Here is an 18141-nt window from a genome sequence, read left to right as displayed (position 1 = left end):
GGATGCTGTTTGTGTACTTCACCGGTGACTTCATGCTGAAACGGATAAGACGGGCGATCCGGATTGTAATCTTTCTGAATATGCACATCACTGCACAGCTGTTCGGCGTAGCGCCAGGAGAACGCCGTGCTGTCACGGATATCGGTATCGGCCTGCGGGTTATAGATCAGGTTGATACCGGCAGTCATACCGAGGTGGTTGTCGCTGTAAAACAGTTTCGGGCCTTCTTCGAACCAGAAATTAATGCCCTCCTCGAAGGCCAGACGGCACCAGAATTCATACGCGGACTCCCGCTTCTGAGTAATGTATTCCCGCTGCTGATGCAGCTCATCCTGATAAAATTTCAGGTCATTTTTGACATGCGCTTCTTTAAGCAGCGTCGCCAGCACTTCCGGCACCGATTGTTCCCGGAAGATACGGCTGTCCTGATTGAGCGTCATGATCCACATTTCCGGGCGGATAATGAAGTGATACCAGGTTTTGTTGCCGTCAGTATTACCCTGTTCCGCAGAGGCCAGCAGCCCCTGTACGGTACGGACTTTAACACCGTCACGGGTGACCGTCAGTGAGGCCGCCATACCGAGATATTCTTTAAAACGGACTGACGGCAGCAGGCTGACGACGGAAACCGATAAAGTAAATAACGAGGATATTTCCTCATTAAGTGTAAATTCAGTGACCTGAAAGGTGTTTTCCGGCAATCGCCCGATTTTGCAGGTAAAGACCAGTCCGGAACGCCCCGGCAGCAGATCAGAAATGGAAGGTATCACAACGCCTCCGTACAGTAACTGTCACGGACAGCGATGGCTTTTGTGTCCGCAGAGAAAATAAAAGCAGCCCGGTCGATCTGATACCGGCCGGGCTGCATTCATTACGCTTCGATTGGTGCACGCCAGTCGTCAGCACCGGAGGTGCCTGCGACGGTGTGTTCCCAGTCGATTTTGCGGTAAGAGAGTGACACTTCGATCAGTTGGGTGTAATCCGTTTTTTCCGGGTCCTGGCAGTGCGGCATTTTGCAGTCGATGTTAACGATGGTCGCGTCTTCCAGCGAGGTAGTGAAGAAATGCTCCTGCTTGCCTTCAACCGAGGTGCGGTACCATTTCAGCTGCACTTTCGGCAGCATTTCACCCGCGGCCAGGGCGTTATACAGCAGCGGAACCGCTTTGTTCAGTGCGACGGTGAATTTAAACGGACGGTGCGCACGCTGGCCGGATGGCTGGCCGGACTGCGGGTCGGTCGGCACGGTAACGATATGGTCAAACTGCTGTACCAGCATCTCATCTTCATGACCCTGCACGTAGATATTGCCGACAGATTCAGCGGTAAACGCACCGGCAGTGATATTGCCCTGGGTTTTGCCTTCGATAGAGATATAGCATGGGGTTGGCATGATAAAATTCCTTATTTATTAAAAGGTAACAAGTCGTTACCGGACGAGTGACTTCGTCATCAGCCAGTGCGCATGGTGATAATGCTTAAATCATAAGTTTCACTTACTGGTCTGTAAAGGCCGCAGGAGGGGCTGTATCTCACAGGATCAGTCACTTAAGTTAAAATCGTTGCAAAAACAGGATATTTGACCCACAGGGATACAAATGACCGGTTGATGCAGTGAAATATGTCAGATCATAAAAAACACAAATACTCATATTTTTTAACATGGAAGTTCAACCAACTGAAAATAAAAAAGAAAATTGGAATTTACCTTGTGATCACAAAAATAAATATGTAACCAAATACAAATTAACGGTAACTCATTGAACAGAAATAATAAAAATCACAGTACTGACAAAAAAGAAAAGTCCGTTGTATTTTTGTTCTGAAAAATAAAGCATAAAGGCGTGAAAATGAAATATTATGCTAATTTATTTGCAGTTTTTATAAATATAAAGATAACTATTTTATTTTAATATATTAAAACGTCAGCAATATCTGTCCCGGAAACATTCTTAATCAGCTCATTTACGCTTCAGCCGGAAATATCGTTCAATCCGGAGCCGCTGCGGTTAGCTGTAAAGCAAAATGAAAGTAAACTGATATCAGGAGGAATTAAGAAATATTATTCAGTGTATGGTGAGTATGATAACCTTATATCACCGGGAGAGATAACCTGCCTGGTTTTCACAAAATCAGGCGTCTGACAGCCGGGCTGTATACTGACGATATGGATAAAAAAGGTAACAACAAATGCATTGGTTAGCAGACTACTGGTGGGTCATCCTGGTGTTGTTCGTCGGCGTGATCCTGAACGCGATTAAAGATCTCAAACGCGTGGATCATACAAAATATCTGCAGAACCGCAGGGAACTGCCGCCTCACCGCGACAATAATGCGCAGTGGGATGATGAGGATGACTGGCCGGATAATAAACCTAAAAAGCCCTGATTTCCGCCGCTGTCTGCTGCGTCCATTGCGGGCGCAGTTTCTGTAATACTGTCGCTGTTTCCTGCCGCAACACATCAAGTAACGCCTTTTTCCCGCTGATGTTCCGCGCTTTCAGTACTTCCGGTTTACCGGATAATAACTGTGATAATTCTGTTGTCTGCGCAGGGTATTCCTTTTGCAGCAGCGTCAGCGCCGGTTCCGCCACAGCCAGTGGTTTGGCGGCATACGCAAACCCGGCCAGCATCCGCCATTCCTGTTCATTGAGTGATTCTGCCTGTACCGGCGGCACCGGCGAAAATCCCCATATCTGAGAATAAACGGCGCAGTCACGGGCAAACTGATGTTCTGCGGCATCTGCCAGTGCCTGTCCGGCCGGAGTCAGCGGCAGTAACAGCATGGCAGTGTAACATCCGCTGACCGCTTCCGGGTGTGTGCCGGTGCGGGCAAAACGAAAGCCGCAGGATGTCCAGAATGCAGCCAGTTCCGGGGTATAGCCGAAGCTGACTGACAGATAGTCCATACCACTGTTTTTTGCCGCCTCAGCCGCCCGCTGTAATAACTGACGTCCCAGCGCATTGCGCCGGTAGCCTGCATGTACCGCAATCCGGCTGATACGCCGCGAACGCAGTTGTGCCGCCTGCGGGAAGTAACTGTGTGCGGCGAGTGATTGTGCCAGCAGGTTTCCGCGCGGTCGCCGGGTACCTGCCCAGACGGATTGTGTCAGTTCCGCAGATAACCCCCCCTCGTCTGTCAGCCAGAGCGCTGCCGTCACCTGTTGCCGGTTGCGGAATAACGCGAAATGCTGTCCGGGGGCATCCGCCAGCCGCCGCAGATCCAGCGGCGACGTCCGGTAATGAGCTGCCGTCAGCAGGCCGTAAAACCCGGAGAGTAAATCCGGGTCATCACATAACGCCTGCTGTGTTACGGACTGATATTCACACTCACCCGCCGGTGTGATTTTTTCCGCCGGTTCCGTCAGCAACAGCGCCTCATCCAGCCAGGCTTCCGCCGGATCATGCTCCGCCCAGCGTACCGGCTGTGTCAGCGTCAGTGCAGTAAACTGCGGCAGTGAGTGACAAAATTTCAGCAGAAATCCGCGCCCGGTGCCTTCATAGCCCTGAACGGTGGTCAGCAGCAGTATGCGGGGAAATACAGCGGCAAACCGGGTGAGCAGCGGCAGCGGGATCATCGCGGCCTCGTCGATCACCAGCCAGCCGTAAGCGCTGGTATCTGCTGTTTCCGTCAGTATCAGTAAATTATCGGGGGAGATAAATTCCGTTTGCTGTGAATGATCGAGATAACGTTGTATGACAGTGACCGAGACTTTTGCCGGGGCACACAACAGATGACGGCCCGGCGTGTCTGCCAGAAACAATCCGGCCACAGCGGATTTTCCCCGCCCTCTTGCCGCCGTCAGGCAGAAAATACCACTTTCCGCTCTGCGGAGTTGATCCAGTATCTGCTGCTGTGCCGGTGTCGGGGTACTGTCCGGCGGCAGCCACGCTGGTTGCAGCGGTAACAGCGGCATGTCAAACGGCCGGTTTTCATACCGGCAGAGATGAGCAGGATGGATGAGTGTACGGGCGAAGTGGCGCATAAAGTGTGGTGCGGGGATCATCTGTCCGCCGTCATTCCAGCGCAGACTGTCGTCATCCGGCCGGGTCTGCCACTGCGATTCCGGCGGCAGCAGCAGGATCAGCCAGCTGCCGGCCTGTAGTGTGCCTGTCAGCATGGCCAGTGCTTCACTGTGAAGTCCGCGCCGGGCATCGAACACACCGTGGCGGAATTCCTGTCCCTGCAGCAGACGGGCTTTTCCCGCCGGAATGCTGTCCGGCAATTCAGCGGAAATCACCGGCCAGTCACCGGGAGCCGCTTCTCTGATCTCCCGCAGGCAGGATTCACACCAGTGGTCACTGCCGCTCAATACCCACAGACGGCGGATACCCTGTATGCGGAGCTGTTCTGTACAGGCATGAAACTGTGCGGGCAGCATGAAAGCGCTACATCTTACCGACAAGCAGTGACAGTATCCCCGCCGCAATCAGCGGCCCGACCGGCACCCCCCTGAACAGCGCAACACCGATAATCGTCCCCACCAGTAACCCGGCGACCGTAGACGGCTGATTACTCATCAGGGTTACCCCGCGGCTGCCGAGCCAGGACACCAGAATACCTATCACTATCGCCAGGATAGATTTCCAGTTCAGAAAAGAGCTTAAGACATCATTCGCGCTGATCTTACCGCTGGCAATCGGTGCCATCACACCCACTGTCAGAATGAGTATCCCCAGCTTGAGGCCGTATTTTTCCACAAACGGAAAATACCCGTTAAGCGGCGTGATACGTACCGCGAGCAGAAAGAGGAGAGCCAGGGTTACCGTCATGTTGTTACTGATAAGCCCGAGCCCGGCTAAGACCAGGAGGATAATCAGGGTCGGGTCAATATTACTCATATCAGATCCTGCGTGTCGGGGAGAATGAAAGGCGCCAATAGTATGCCGTTACACTATGATAATCAAACTCTGCCGGTTTTGCAGGAAAAACCGGCAGAACTATTTATTTCAGTGCGGAAAAGGTATCACATTGCGCGATATTGCCGCTGTCAAAACCACGTTTAAACCACTCATAACGCTGCGCGGATGTCCCGTGCGTGAAGCTGTCCGGAATAACCCGTCCCTGACTCTGTTTCTGCAGACGGTCATCACCGATAGCCTGTGCCGCATTCAGGGCATTTTCCAGATCGCCGTTTTCAAGTATCCCGGCTTTTTCCATCTCATGGCCCCAGATCCCGGCAAAACAGTCAGCCTGTAATTCCATTTTCACTGACAGGCGGTTTGATTCTTTCTGACTGCTGCGCTGCTGACGTTCACGCACCTGGCGGTCAATTCCCAGCAGATGCTGCACATGGTGCCCCACCTCATGCGCCACCACATAGCCCTGCGCGAAATCTCCGCCCGCGCCTAATTTGGTGCGCATATCATCATAGAAAGAGAGGTCGATATAGACTTTCTGATCAGCCGGACAATAAAACGGCCCCATTACCGCCTGCCCCGCACCACAACCGGTCGGTGTGGCACCGCGGTACAGCACCAGTTTCGGCTCGCGGTACTGCCGGTTCATTTGTGAAAATTTTTGTCCCCAGACCGCTTCGGTTTCCGCCAGCATCACGCCGGTAAATTCCGCCTGTTTCTGCTCCTGAGCACTGTTCTGTGCCGGACGCTGCTGTGAGGTGGTCTGCCCGGAACTGACCGGATCGCCGGTCACCAGGCCGGTCAGGTCAATGCCGTAAAAACCGGCCACCACCACGATGACGACCACAACCAGTCCTGCCTTGCCGCGCGGCAACGGAATTCGCGGCCCGCCGGCGGACCCGCCCGGAATTCTGCCACCGGCACTGCGGCGGTCTTCAATATTGTCGCTCTGGCGACGCCCTTGCCAACGCATGATGATTCTCAGCTTATATCGGATAATAGTCGGATAACTACATAGTACAGAGAAAATGAAGTGAGGAAAAATGCTTCTTTCTTTCAGGGGAGTAATAAAGAGGCTTAAAGCCGGTGATACGCGGGTCTGGTTATCACCGGCAATGCATTCATTGAGTCAATGATTAATCCAGTTTCACACCCAGACGGCGTGCCACTTCCTCATAGGCTTCAATCAGGCCGCCCAGGCTCTGACGGAAACGGTCTTTATCCATTTTATCCAGGGTTTCTTTGTCCCACAGACGGCTGCCATCCGGTGAAAACTCATCCCCGAGCACAACCTGACCTTTATACAGACCGAATTCCAGTTTGAAATCCACCAGGATAAGCCCTGCTTCATCAAACAGGCGGGATAAAACATCATTGGCAATGTAGCTCAGGCGCTTCATTTCAGCGAGGTTTTCCTGACTGACCCAGCCGAAGGTTTCACAGTAGGATTCATTGATCATCGGGTCATGTTTGGCGTCGTTTTTCAGGAATAAATCGAAGATTGGCGGATTCAGCACGATCCCCTCTTCCACCCCGAGGCGTTTTACCAGCGAACCGGCAGCACGGTTGCGGATCACACACTCCACCGGCACCATATCCAGCTTTTTCACCAGCACTTCGGTATCCGATAACAGACGTTCCATCTGCGTCGGGATACCCGCCGCTTCCAGTTTGCTCATGATAAAGTGGTTGAACTTATTATTAACCATGCCCTTGCGATCAAACTGCTCGATGCGCTCACCATCCAGTGCCGATGTATCATTACGAAATTCCAGAATCAGCAGATCGGGATTATCCGTGGTGTAGACCGTTTTGGCTTTCCCACGATACAGTTCAGCATGTTTTTGCATCTTGCACTCTCCAGACAGGATTAATAATAGGCGTATCGCCTGACGCAGATTATTCTCCCTCAGAATGACACAATAAGCAATCGTTTGCGTAAGAAAAGATACAGACCCGGAAAGCGACCGGTGTGCGGCTCATACCCGCACACCTTATCAACACTCAGGTGCAGTCCCAGTTATAGACCACACGTGAGAAATCCGCTTTTTTCAGATCCTCCGGACGGATAAAGAAGTTACCGATACCGCAGTCACCCCACAGAATATCCACTTCACCACTGCCGGAATCGAGCTGCAGTAACAGGACATACGGCTTCAGTTCGTCGCGGTATTCACGCGGATCGGTCTGGGTAAATGCCGGATAACCGCCGATATGGTGCCCTTCTCCCGGGAAATGCTCATCATACGGCTCCACCCATTCCTCATAGAAATCTTCACCTTCGAACTCATCCTCAAAATCATATAGTTCATTACGGTTGAAAATGGTGCGGCCGAATGCGGTGTCTCCGGTGCTGATATACTGTACCGACGGCGTAAAACGGATGCGGTACTGTCCGGTAACCGGCGAGAAATAGTTTTCATCTTCGCGGGCCGCCTTCACAGCACTGAAATCATGATGCAATTGCGCCGGGTCTTCCGTGATCTCAGGGAAATAAAGGACCCGGAAATCATTCTGTTCCTGCGGATTGTCGAAATCAGCACCATACAAATCATCACCAGCGTGATAAATCTGCAGAATACCGTTACGCGGATAATCCGGCAGCGGCGGCATCTGTGCAAAGTTAATCTGGATAAGCAGACTGAGCGGAACACCTTCACTGTCCAGCGGATAGCTTTCGGTCAGCGGCAGATAGGGATTTCCGCCGACATGGCTTTCCCACAGCGACAAATCATCAGCCGGTGTCAGCGTCATCTCTGCCACCGGTTTTTCCGTGGCACGGATAGCATCGGCATAAGGTGCCAGAGCCGGAGGTAAACGGTTAAAATCAGCCATAGGGATACTTCACTCCGTTATTATTAAGCGCGTTTACACCATAATGAGGGATAAACCCCGTGCTGTCAGCAGGTCACGGGCAGATTGCGGAACCTTCTGAGAGAGCACCACGTGATCCAGTTCCTCACACGCCGCCACGCGGTAAGGTGCAATACGACCGAGTTTATCACCGGTCAGACCGGCCACGACCCGGCTGCTCTGCTTTATCAGTGCCCGTTTAAAGGCCGCCTCTTCAAACCCGGTAACCGTCAGGCCACTGTCTGCATCCAGTGCGCATCCGCCCGGAAAGCAGAGATCGATATTCAGATAAGACAACTGCTCCAGTGCCTGTGCCCCGATGCAGGTTCCGGATGCACTGTGCAGTTTTCCGCCCAGCACAATCAGCTCAAAATCCGGGTAGTCACTCAGCACGGCAGCAATGGCCGGACTGTGCGTTATTACCGTCAGGGATAAATTCGCCGGCATATGCTGTGCCAGCAGCAGGTTCTGACTGCCGCCATCCAGAAAAACGGTCGTGTGATTACGGATCAATCCCGCACAACCGAGCGAAATCTTTTCTTTCTCTGCGTTGTTCTGCCCGATCCTCTGCTGAAAATCCGGCACATCACCAAGTACGCTGACCGCACCGCCGTAAACCCGTTTGCACAGCCCTTCATCCGCCAGAACCTGCAAATCACGGCGGATAGTGTGCTCTGATACGCCAAGCTGTTCCACCAGCGTACTGCACTGTACCCGGCCTTCACTCTGTAATAACGTCCGGATCAGGGCTTGCCGTTGCTCCGGAAAAGCTGCATAATCGAGCATTATTTTCTCCTTTAAATTGCATAAAGCATCATAAACGGGCAATCATTACGGGTCAATCAAAACCCTGTCACTGCTGAGGTCATTCTGTGAACACACATCATCCTGATATCGCATTTTTTCATCAGTTAGCCAACCGCGCGGCACAAGAAACGTTACCGCGATTTTTACCCGGGCATACACTGTCCGTCGATACCAAAGTTAAAGAAGGTGTCAGTTTTGATCCGGTAACAGATGCGGACAGACAAGCCGAAATCGCACTGCGGGAAATGATCACCGCTGTTTATCCGCAGCACAGTATTCTGGGGGAGGAGTTCGGCCTGAGCGGCGAAGGCGATTATCAGTGGATTCTCGACCCGGTGGACGGCACCCGCCCGTTTATGCTCGGTTTACCGGTCTGGGGAACCCTGATCGGATTAACCTGTTGCGGCAAGCCTGTGATGGGAATGATGAGCCAGCCCTATACCGGCGAGCGTTTCTGGGCGGATGGCGAACGCAGCTGGCACAGCAGTCCGCACGGAACATTTGTGATGAATACCCGCAAAAATATCACTCTGGCCAATGCCATTCTGCATACCAATTCACCGGAGCCGATGCCCCGCTTCCCGGAAATCCGGCTGGCAGACCTGATGAACAACGTCTTAATGACCCGTTTCGGCGGTGAATGTTATGCGATGGCGATGGTGGCGGCCGGTAAAATTGATCTCTGTTTTGATTATGCCCTGCAGCCGTATGATATTGCAGCGTTTATTCCGATCATTGAGCAGGCCGGCGGCTGTGTGACAACCCTTGACGGCGGACCCGCCATACAGGGTGGTGCCGTTCTTGCCAGTGGTTGTCCGCGTCTTCATCAGCAGGTTTTGACTATTCTGAACAAAAATGATTAATCATCATATAATGATTCGGATTATAAATGCGTATTACAAAGGTTGTTAGTAATGAGTGAAGTAACTGCTGTATCTGCTGCTGCCGTACCGGCCGGACGGGAACAGATGGCCACCCGTGCTCTCTTTTTTGTCGCCGGCTTTGCTTCGGCAGCCTGGGCGGCACTGGTGCCGTTTGCCAAACTGAACACCGGGGTAAATGACGGGGTTCTCGGATTATTACTGCTCTGTCTCGGCGGCGGCGCACTGGTGGCCATGCCGCTGACCGGCGTGCTGACCACCCGTTTCGGTTGCCGTAAAGTGATGACAGTTTCCGTTGTGTTGCTCAGTGTTACCCTGCCGCTGCTGGCGGAAATTAACCATACCGGGTTACTGGCTCTGACACTGATCGTTTTCGGTATGGGGATCGGGATCACCGATTGCGCCATGAATATTCAGGCCATTATTGTTGAAAAAGCGGCACCAAGGCCGATGATGTCGGGCTTTCACGGATTTTACAGTATCGGCGGTATTGCCGGTGCGGGAGCGATGAGTGGTTTTATGCTGGCCGGGATGGGCGCATTGCAGGCAGCCGCTGCCGTGATGGTGATTTGCCTTTTGCTTTTGGCTTTCAGCTATAAAGGTATGCTGGATTACGCCTGGCCGTCGGAAGGCCCGGCATTTGCTGTGCCGCGTGGCGCAGTATTACTGATAGGTATTATCTGCTTCGCCACCTTTCTGGCCGAAGGCAGCGTGCTGGACTGGAGTGCGGTTTTCCTGACCGAGTACCGTAATGTGCCGGAAAGCATGGGCGGGCTGGGCTTTGCCTGCTTTGCCGTACTGATGTCTCTCGGGCGGCTGACCGGCGATAAAATTGTGGCGGTACTCGGACGACCGCAGGTGGTACTGTGGGGCGCACTGCTGGCCGCCGGTGGTCTGCTGCTGAGCGTGCTGAGTGATAACTGGCTGATGGCACTCACCGGTTACGGGCTGATCGGGCTGGGGTGTGCCAACGTGGTACCGGTGATGTTTTCCGCTATCGGCCGCCAGACCAGTATGCCTCAGGCTGTTGCGGTTCCGGCGGTGACCACTCTGGGTTATCTCGGTATTCTGGCGGGACCGGCATCTGTCGGACTGATCGCTTACCGCTTCACCCTGCCCGCTGCGCTGCTGGCTGTGGTTGCGCTGTTATTACTTGTCGCATTACTGTCCCGGAAAGTCCGGATGTAGCGGATGTAGCAGATGTAAAAACACCGGTCATCAGACCGGTGTTGCTTCATTTTCTTCTTTCAGAATTGCTTTCAGGCGCGGATAACGGCGTGCCAGCCGCCAGCGCAGGCGCAAATCTTTGGCGTTATCCCAAATCAGTGACCAGATCCCGCGATCAAACAGTTCACGTACAACGCTCTGTTTCACATCCGGCGATTCTATCTCACTGATGGTATGCAAAATTCCCAGACCTTCTTTGGAAATCTGCCAGTGACAGGCAGGGATCTGTTTTGCCACATCCGCATGACGCTGATTGATATCATTCAGCATTTCCAGAATTTTCATGTAATTATGGATTGTCCGCACACGTATTCTGTCATCCGGCGGTGTATGCGACACCGAGGCGGAATGGATCAGATAATCGTAGTAACGCTCATCAATATATTCCACCCGCTCTGCCGTCATCAGCAGTTCGGTTGTCCAGGGAATGTCCTGATGATGCAGGCCAGGCTCAAAGTAGTAGCCCTGTTCACGCAGAAAATCAGTGCGATACAGATTCAGCCAGGTCACATGCAGAAATTTGCGGGAGTTAAGTGCCCGTTTCAGCCAGTCCGGCCCGGAAATAACCCCGGTGGAACGCAAACGATCAGGCGGGAAAATCGGCCGCGGTTCGCGCCCGTCTTCATACACATAGGTGCCGTTACAGGTTGCCACATCCAGCTGACCGGCAAGGGCAATCTCCAGCAAACGACCATACATCTGAGGATGAATCACATCGTCAATATCCGGAAACGTGATGTACTTTCCTTTTGCCGCAGCAAAACCGGTATTTCGTGCCACAGAAACACCCTGATTTTGCTGTTCCAGAATGATGACTGACGGGAATTTATCCTGCCATTCACGCAGCACCGCATCCGTATTATCTTTTGAGCCGTCATTGACGAGAATCAGCTCCCAGCCGGGAAGTGTTTGTTTCAGCAGGCAGTCAAAAAACTGAGGAAGAAATTTTTCCCCGTTATAAACCGCAACAACAATGCTCAGTAAAGGTTGTGAAGAGTCCGAAGGTAAATCCATGTCAGCCCTGTCAATTCCGGATAGCCAGGTATTCTGCGGACAATGCGGCAGAATACCCGGATAAAATACATATAATTTTTAAATATAACCGGTGAGTCAGGTATAAACGTGGCTAATAATGCGATATGTCAGTCAGATAAATAAGAAATTATCTTAAAAATTATCAGGTTGTGTATCAATTTATTACAAGGTAATAACGACATAAAAAAATACCGGCCATTTATAATGACCGGTATCAATAATTATTGTTACGCGTTTACAGCCTGCGTAAATATATTATTTTACAGATGATTTGCTGAATGCCGCTTCCAGTGCTTTCACCATTTCATCATTTTCTTTCTGTGTCAGTGGTTTCCCTTTGGAGCTGATAAACTGCAGGCTGCTGCGGTTATCCAGGTCACCAACCTGTAAGGTATAATCACCTTCAGCTACTGACGGATCGTCGATACCCAGGCTGCTCCATTCTGCTGAGCTCAGGCCTTTGTATGTCACTTCAATATTACCGGTGGAACGGGTGCGATCACCCACTTTCATGCCGACGCTTTCCAGCACAACCGGCAGACGGGACCAGACCACATCAAACGGTGCGCGGACAATAATCTGCGGCAGACCGGTTTTATCGCTGCCGCTCTGAACGTCCGGAGCAGCATACTGTGACGCGTTGGTGTCCTGACGTGCGGCATTGCGCATACGGTCAAGGCCGTCAACCAGCTCATTGAGTGTCAGGTTGTTATAACGGGTAATTTCCGTTTTATCTGTTACCGGGTTTTCGCCCTGTTTCAGACCTTCACTGGTCACAACAACCGCCACCTGTGAACCGGCCGGTTCAATTTTGATACGCTGACGGGACTGTAACGGCAGATCTTCATCCGCACGCTGCCAGACAATCCAGTCGGTGACAATCACACCACCGGCTTCATCACGCTGGCTGACAGGCACTGAGCGGTCAGCCAGAACGCGGTTGATCTGTGCCCACAGTGTTCTGTTTTCCGCTGAATTCTCCAGCAGAAGACGGCTTGCGTCCCCTGCTGTTTCCGTACGGGAACCTGCTAACAGGCTGACAGTCTGTACCGGCGGACGGATGTCCAGCGCCAGACCGGTCGCACCATCCTGCTTAACCTGAGGAAGATCATACTGACCGCTCTGCAGCGGCAGGATCATCCCCTGAGGAACATTCAGCGCCTGTAACTGCGGCGCATCCAGGTACGAAGTATCGCCGCTGACCTGGCGCTTGTAGTGCTGATCGCCGGAGCAGGCTGCCAGTAATAAGACCACGGAAAGACCAGCGAGCTTCGTAACCTTTGATTTTTGCAGTAATGTTGCCATTCAGATTCCCTAAAATATTATCGTATGCCCGCCGTCTTCATGGCGCGGCCGACCGTATTCTGCCCCGCTTCCGTGAGCGGTAACAGCGGCAGACGCAGTGTCTGCTCCGCGATCAGACCCAGCTGATGACAGGCCCATTTTACCGGTGACGGGCTTGGCTCACAGAATAATGTGTGATGCAGGTCCATCAGTTGATTGTTAATCACACGTGCACGATCAAAATCCCCGCGCAGGGCAAGATCAAACATCTGTGCCATTTCTGCCGCAGCCACGTTGGCTGTCACAGAAATCACACCTTTGCCGCCCAGGAGGGTGAAATCCAGTGCTGACGCGTCATCACCGCTGAGCAGAATGAAGTTTTCATCATTCACCAGGGTTTTGATTTCATTCACACGACTTAAGTTCCCGGTCGCTTCTTTAATTGCCGCAATATTGTCCAGTTTTGCCAGACGGGCAACTGTGGCAGGTAACATATCACAGCCGGTGCGCGTTGGCACATTATACAGAATTTGCGGTAATGCGGTATTCTCTGAAATCACTTTAAAGTGCTGATACAGACCTTCCTGTGACGGACGGTTGTAATACGGAGTAACCGTCAGGCATGCTGCCACACCACTGTTCTCAAATTGTTCAGTAAACCAGACTGCTTCATTGGTTGCGTTCGCACCGGTACCGGCAATAACCGGGATACGGCCTTCCGCGAACTCCAGCGTCGCCAGCACCACATCCACATGCTCCTGATGTGACAGTGTGGCGGATTCCCCGGTGGTTCCGACAGCCACAATGGCGGACGTGCCTGCCGCGACATGGTAATCCACTAATTTCCGGAGCCCCGCTTTGTCAACACGACCCTGTGTATCCAGTGGTGTAACCATCGCAACAATACTGCCTTTTAAAACGTCATTTATGTGTGACATGTACGAAACCCTCATAATCGGATAAATATAGGACAACATTTTAATGGTACTTGTTCAGGGCGCAGAAAAAAACACCCTAACTGTACGTTTTTAATGAATTTTGTTAATACCCGGCGGCACACCTTAAAAAGAAGTAATAATGTCCGCTTTTTTCGCCGGTTAAACGGCGGAACACATGATAGCGTGTCTGTATCCGGCAGGTTTGATATGCCGCAATCATTTTATTATTACCGCAGAGTACACAACAGGTTATTGCTATCAGTCTTATCTTTCTTTATGTTTAACACATTCACGGTGTCATGAAGAGGAATGAGGGTTTGCCGCAACGCGATCAGCAATATCTGGTTATCACTGCACTGGGACGGGATCGCGCAGGGATTGTCAATGCGATTACCCGTCACGCCGGAGAGTGTGACTGTAATATCGAAGACAGCCGTCTGGCGATTTTCGGTGAGGAGTTCACGTTTATTATGATGCTGTCCGGGAGCTGGAATGCCATCGCCATGCTGGAGGCCACCCTGCCGGTACTGGCGGCAGAGCTTGACCTGCTGACCGTCATGAAACGGACACAGCGCGGGCATCAGCCTGCGGCCACCACCGGCGTCAGCGCACAGGTCACCGTGCCCGATGCCGCAGGATTGGTGGAACGCTTTACCAATTTGTTTATGAGACTGGATTACACCCTGGCCGAGCTGGTGTCCAAAACCCGGCCGGAGGAGGAGACAGACGCAGTACTGCTGGAAATTCAGATTACCGCGCATCACCCGACAGGGGAAAACAACGCGGTACTGCAACAGCAGTTTTCACGTCTTTGTGCTGAACTACAGGCCGAAGGCACTATTACCCTGATGAATCATTAATTTTGTGTTGATTATTACGTTTACGGAGAGTGTGTAATGAGCCCATTGAACGCCGGAGATAAGGCGCCCCTGTTCAGCCTTCCCGACCAGGATGGTGAATCAATCAGCCTGGCCGATTATGCCGGTCAGCGTGTGCTGGTGTATTTTTATCCCAAGGCCATGACGCCGGGCTGTACGGTCCAGGCATGCGGTCTGCGCGACAATATGGATGAGCTGAAACAGTTCAATGTTGAAGTATTGGGGATCAGTACAGACAAACCCGAAAAATTGTCCCGTTTCGCGGAAAAAGAGTTACTCAATTTTACTCTGCTGTCAGATGAAGACCATGCCGTTGCTGAAGCATTCGGAGTCTGGGGTGAAAAACAGTTTATGGGGAAAACCTATGACGGTATTCACCGCATCAGCTTCTTAATCGGCACTGACGGTAAAGTCGAGCATGTTTTTGATAAATTCAAAACCAGTGACCACGACCAGGTCGTGCTTGAGTATCTGAAAGCACACAGCTAATCCCCCGTCGGTTTACTGTTTTTTCTGAGAAACACCATTTTACCGTGGTGTTTTTTTATTTTTCAACCATACAGGATGATATGTACGGATAGCATCGATTTCTGATATTTCCCGCCCGTCACACTGTGCTAGTTTCTTTCCGGACGACATGATGTCACTACTCTGCAAAGGATTCTGAATGAAAATAACACGACTCACCGCTGCCATACTGACACTCACCCCTGTGGTTGCTTTTTCCGCCCCCGTGACGGAATTTGAATACAAAAAGAAAGGCTTTAAGATTACCGTAGATGAACGCTCAGAAGGCGTAAACATCCGTATTCCGAAAGATACAAAAAAACCGACACTCTCCATTACCGCACCGGATGCCAATGGTATTTCCCATAACTATTTTACGGAATTCAATGTAGGCCGGCGTGGTCTGAATATTGATAATAAGAATGCAGCACAGACAATTATTAATGAAGTAACAGGTCAAAATATTACCCGGCTGCGCGGCAATATTAACGTACTGGCTAATAAAGCCACGTTGATCATTGCCAACCCAAACGGCATTAACTGCAATCAGTGCGATGTCACGAACGCTGATCATTTTGTTAAGGCTGCCGGTAAGATTATCTATGAAAATGATAAAATGGCGGGATACAGCAATATAACGGGCGATATTGCGTATTTTAATACTACGGTAAAAAACCGATCGCTTGTTATGAATGATTTGGCCAAAAATATAAAAATAATGAACTCTGAACTGGCACCTGAGGCATTAGTACTCATGAATGGTTTCAGTGAGTACAGGTATGCTTATAAGCCGGCAGACCGTATCCGTGATAACAACTACAAACCGGAAGTTAAAAATACCAGTCTGATAACAGCATTTCAGAACCGGTATGTGAAAGAAAAAAAGTGGCAGCCGGCCGGGGAAATAACCATTGACCACGACTCTGTTCTGTCACCTGCAAAATTATATATATCGGCCGAAGACAGTTTTATTAATAAAGAGGGCGAAATTAACGCAGGATCTGCACATATTAACCTCCTGCACAGTCAGTTTAATATGCGGTACTACACGCCACTCCGTGCCAAATATCTGACTATTAACATGAGAAACAGTATATTCGAGAATACTAAAGTAGTCGCAGCCGGGCATGTTAATATTAATTTATACAGTTCAAACCAGTTTACTAACTCCGGTTCCCTTTCTGCAAAGGGTCTGAATATAACATCACATAACCCAAAGGTATTTAAATACTTCAATAATGAAAAAAGTGTTTTTGCCACGATGAAAGGGCTTAATAAAAATCACTTTAAAAATACAGGGAAAATTACTGCCGATAACATTGTCATACACACACCGGGCGATGAGTTTCACTTTATCAGCACAGGAAAATCTTCGTCATTAATCACAAAAACCTTCGATTATGATGCGATGCATGCCAATTTCAGTAATTCCGGTTCAATGGCGATCCGTCAACATTTCAAAATGACCGGTGAGGTGGGCTTACTGGCAAGTTCCCCTGAAAATGATTTGACTGGTGATCCAAGATACCAGTTTCGTGTCAATCATGACGAAGCAGCAGGCAACGTCAATGGCCATGAGTTAAATCGGCTGTAACACCAAAAACCCCGGTAACCGGTTGTCCGGTTATCGGGGTCACTTCACTTCAGATGTCTTTCTCAATTGACGGTTTTATTCTGACAACATTACTTCTGTTCCGGAGGTGTGCTATCCAAAATGGGTTCCTGCACTACTTTTTCCTCCGGCCAGACATTGATCACCGCTTTAATCAGCGTCGCCAGCGGAATTGCAAAAAATACGCCCCAGAATCCCCACAATCCGCCGAAAATGATAATGGAAAGAATAATCACCAGCGGATGAAGATTCACAGCCTCGGAAAACAGAACCGGCACCAGAATATTACTGTCCAGCCCCTGTACCACCAGATAAGCGATAAACATCGTCCAGAAATCAGAATCCAGTCCCCACTGGAACAACCCGACCAGAATCACCGGCACTGTCACAATCACTGCACCCACATACGGGATAAGGACTGACAATCCCACCAGCACACCCAGCAGCAGCGCATAGTTCAGGCCGACCACTGCGAAGACAAGATAAGTACAAACACCAACAATAATCATCTCCGTCACTTTGCCGCGGATATAGTTGGAAATCTGCTGATTCATTTCCACCCATACTTTTCCGGCCAGTGAACGGTTACGCGGCAGAATGCGCTGAAAACCACGCAGCAGCTGTTCTTTATCTTTCAGTAAAAAGAACACCATCAGCGGAACCAGAATCAGATAAATCGTCAGTGTCAGTAATCCCACCAGCGATGCCAGTGACATTTTCACCACCGAATCACCGACAGAGAGCAGCTTACTGCGGGCATTATCGAGGATCATATCCATCAGCCCGACATCCATCAGCGCCGGGAAACGGTTCGGCAGTTCACGGGCAAACTCATTGAAACGGCTGAACATTGTCGGCATATCCAGCAGCAGATTACGCCCCTGCCCCCAGACCGTCGGCGCAAGAATAAAGATCACCAGCACACTGATGCCGATAAACAGGGTCAGAATCAGCATAATCGCCGGTTTGCGCGAGCAGCCGCGCTTTTCCATCTGATGGATAGGCCACTCCAGCAGGTATGCCAGCACAATCGCCACCAGCAGCGGCGCTAAGATACCGCTGAAAAAATAAATAATTCCGAAACCCGCCAGTAAAATCACGGTCAAAGCAACTGCCTGCGGATCGGCAAAACGCCGTCGGTACCACTGAATGATTAAATCTAACATGACTCTGCTCCCGGGGTTAGCGGCAAAAATATGACAAATCCTGCCCACCGGGCAGACTGTGTGAGGATTTTACTTGAGTGTTTGCTATGATACACGA

The 18141-nt window shown here is 50.9% G+C and carries 18 protein-coding genes; 6 read left to right on the top strand and 12 right to left on the bottom strand.

The genetic code is table 11. The annotated features are described in order from the left end of the window. The coding region (locus R5268_RS11850) for a type VI secretion system Vgr family protein (RefSeq protein ID WP_317423100.1) at positions 1-770 on the bottom strand (770 nt) is incomplete at its 3' end. A 101-nt stretch (positions 771-871) separates the two neighbouring features. Beyond that, positions 872-1390, bottom strand: coding sequence for an Hcp family type VI secretion system effector (locus R5268_RS11845; protein ID WP_046894378.1), 519 nt, complete (start codon positions 1388-1390; stop codon positions 872-874). 797 nt (positions 1391-2187) lie between these two features. Between R5268_RS11845 and R5268_RS11840 the strand changes: the two genes are divergently transcribed. Then, positions 2188-2385, top strand: coding sequence for a YpfN family protein (locus tag R5268_RS11840; protein WP_046893236.1), 198 nt, complete (start codon positions 2188-2190; stop codon positions 2383-2385). Here the strand turns inward: R5268_RS11840 and R5268_RS11835 are convergent. The 6 genes from R5268_RS11835 to R5268_RS11810 form a co-directional block, all read right to left on the bottom strand. Continuing rightward, a complete protein-coding gene (locus R5268_RS11835; RefSeq protein ID WP_317419398.1) occupies positions 2372-4378 on the bottom strand; it encodes a tRNA(Met) cytidine acetyltransferase TmcA in 2007 nt (668 codons plus the stop codon). The two genes, R5268_RS11840 and R5268_RS11835, sit on opposite strands and share 14 nt — an antisense overlap. Before the next feature lie 7 nt (positions 4379-4385). After that, complete coding sequence (locus R5268_RS11830) at positions 4386-4838, bottom strand: DUF441 domain-containing protein (protein ID WP_107678833.1); 453 nt, start codon at positions 4836-4838, stop codon at positions 4386-4388. Positions 4839-4941: 103 nt separating this feature from the next. Next, a complete protein-coding gene (locus R5268_RS11825) occupies positions 4942-5829 on the bottom strand; it encodes a neutral zinc metallopeptidase (RefSeq protein ID WP_107678834.1) in 888 nt (295 codons plus the stop codon). 163 nt (positions 5830-5992) lie between these two features. Then, a complete protein-coding gene (gene purC, locus R5268_RS11820) occupies positions 5993-6706 on the bottom strand; it encodes a phosphoribosylaminoimidazolesuccinocarboxamide synthase (RefSeq protein WP_052927072.1) in 714 nt (237 codons plus the stop codon). Positions 6707-6860: 154 nt separating this feature from the next. Further along, positions 6861-7691, bottom strand: coding sequence for a YwqG family protein (locus tag R5268_RS11815; RefSeq protein ID WP_317419397.1), 831 nt, complete (start codon positions 7689-7691; stop codon positions 6861-6863). 33 nt (positions 7692-7724) lie between these two features. Then, on the bottom strand, positions 7725-8495 hold the full coding sequence (locus R5268_RS11810; protein WP_218454189.1) for a DeoR/GlpR family DNA-binding transcription regulator: 771 nt from the start codon (positions 8493-8495) through the stop codon (positions 7725-7727). An 86-nt stretch (positions 8496-8581) separates the two neighbouring features. Between R5268_RS11810 and R5268_RS11805 the strand changes: the two genes are divergently transcribed. Further along, complete coding sequence (locus R5268_RS11805) at positions 8582-9379, top strand: inositol monophosphatase family protein (RefSeq protein ID WP_218454190.1); 798 nt, start codon at positions 8582-8584, stop codon at positions 9377-9379. Between the two features lie 51 nt (positions 9380-9430). Further along, positions 9431-10585 (top strand): MFS transporter, encoded by a 1155-nt coding sequence (locus R5268_RS11800; protein WP_046893244.1) that lies wholly within the window; start codon positions 9431-9433, stop codon positions 10583-10585. Positions 10586-10615: 30 nt separating this feature from the next. Here R5268_RS11800 and R5268_RS11795 read toward each other — a convergent pair whose 3' ends face one another. The 3 genes from R5268_RS11795 to dapA form a co-directional block, all read right to left on the bottom strand. Beyond that, entirely contained in the window at positions 10616-11638 is a 1023-nt protein-coding gene (locus R5268_RS11795) for a glycosyltransferase (RefSeq protein ID WP_107678840.1), read from the bottom strand. Positions 11639-11914: 276 nt separating this feature from the next. After that, complete coding sequence (gene bamC / locus R5268_RS11790) at positions 11915-12964, bottom strand: outer membrane protein assembly factor BamC (protein WP_317419396.1); 1050 nt, start codon at positions 12962-12964, stop codon at positions 11915-11917. 17 nt (positions 12965-12981) lie between these two features. Continuing rightward, entirely contained in the window at positions 12982-13881 is a 900-nt protein-coding gene (dapA, locus tag R5268_RS11785) for a 4-hydroxy-tetrahydrodipicolinate synthase (RefSeq protein WP_046893247.1), read from the bottom strand. A gap of 317 nt (positions 13882-14198) precedes the next feature. On the opposite strand from dapA, the gene R5268_RS11780 reads away from it, so the two are divergent. From R5268_RS11780 to R5268_RS11770, 3 genes are all read left to right on the top strand, one after another. Then, complete coding sequence (locus tag R5268_RS11780) at positions 14199-14741, top strand: ACT domain-containing protein (RefSeq protein WP_182106815.1); 543 nt, start codon at positions 14199-14201, stop codon at positions 14739-14741. A 36-nt stretch (positions 14742-14777) separates the two neighbouring features. Continuing rightward, positions 14778-15248 (top strand): thioredoxin-dependent thiol peroxidase, encoded by a 471-nt coding sequence (gene bcp / locus R5268_RS11775; protein WP_107678843.1) that lies wholly within the window; start codon positions 14778-14780, stop codon positions 15246-15248. A 178-nt stretch (positions 15249-15426) separates the two neighbouring features. Beyond that, complete coding sequence (locus tag R5268_RS11770) at positions 15427-16860, top strand: filamentous hemagglutinin N-terminal domain-containing protein (protein ID WP_317419395.1); 1434 nt, start codon at positions 15427-15429, stop codon at positions 16858-16860. A gap of 89 nt (positions 16861-16949) precedes the next feature. Here R5268_RS11770 and R5268_RS11765 read toward each other — a convergent pair whose 3' ends face one another. Next, complete coding sequence (locus R5268_RS11765) at positions 16950-18044, bottom strand: AI-2E family transporter (RefSeq protein ID WP_218454193.1); 1095 nt, start codon at positions 18042-18044, stop codon at positions 16950-16952. Positions 18045-18141 lie beyond the last annotated feature (97 nt).

The sequence above is a fragment of the Morganella sp. BCCO 40_0007 genome (assembly GCF_032989665.1).
Lineage (GTDB): Bacteria > Pseudomonadota > Gammaproteobacteria > Enterobacterales > Enterobacteriaceae > Morganella > Morganella sibonii.
The sequence above is the reverse complement of the archived record's forward strand: the minus strand, read 5'-3'. Positions and strand labels throughout refer to the sequence as shown.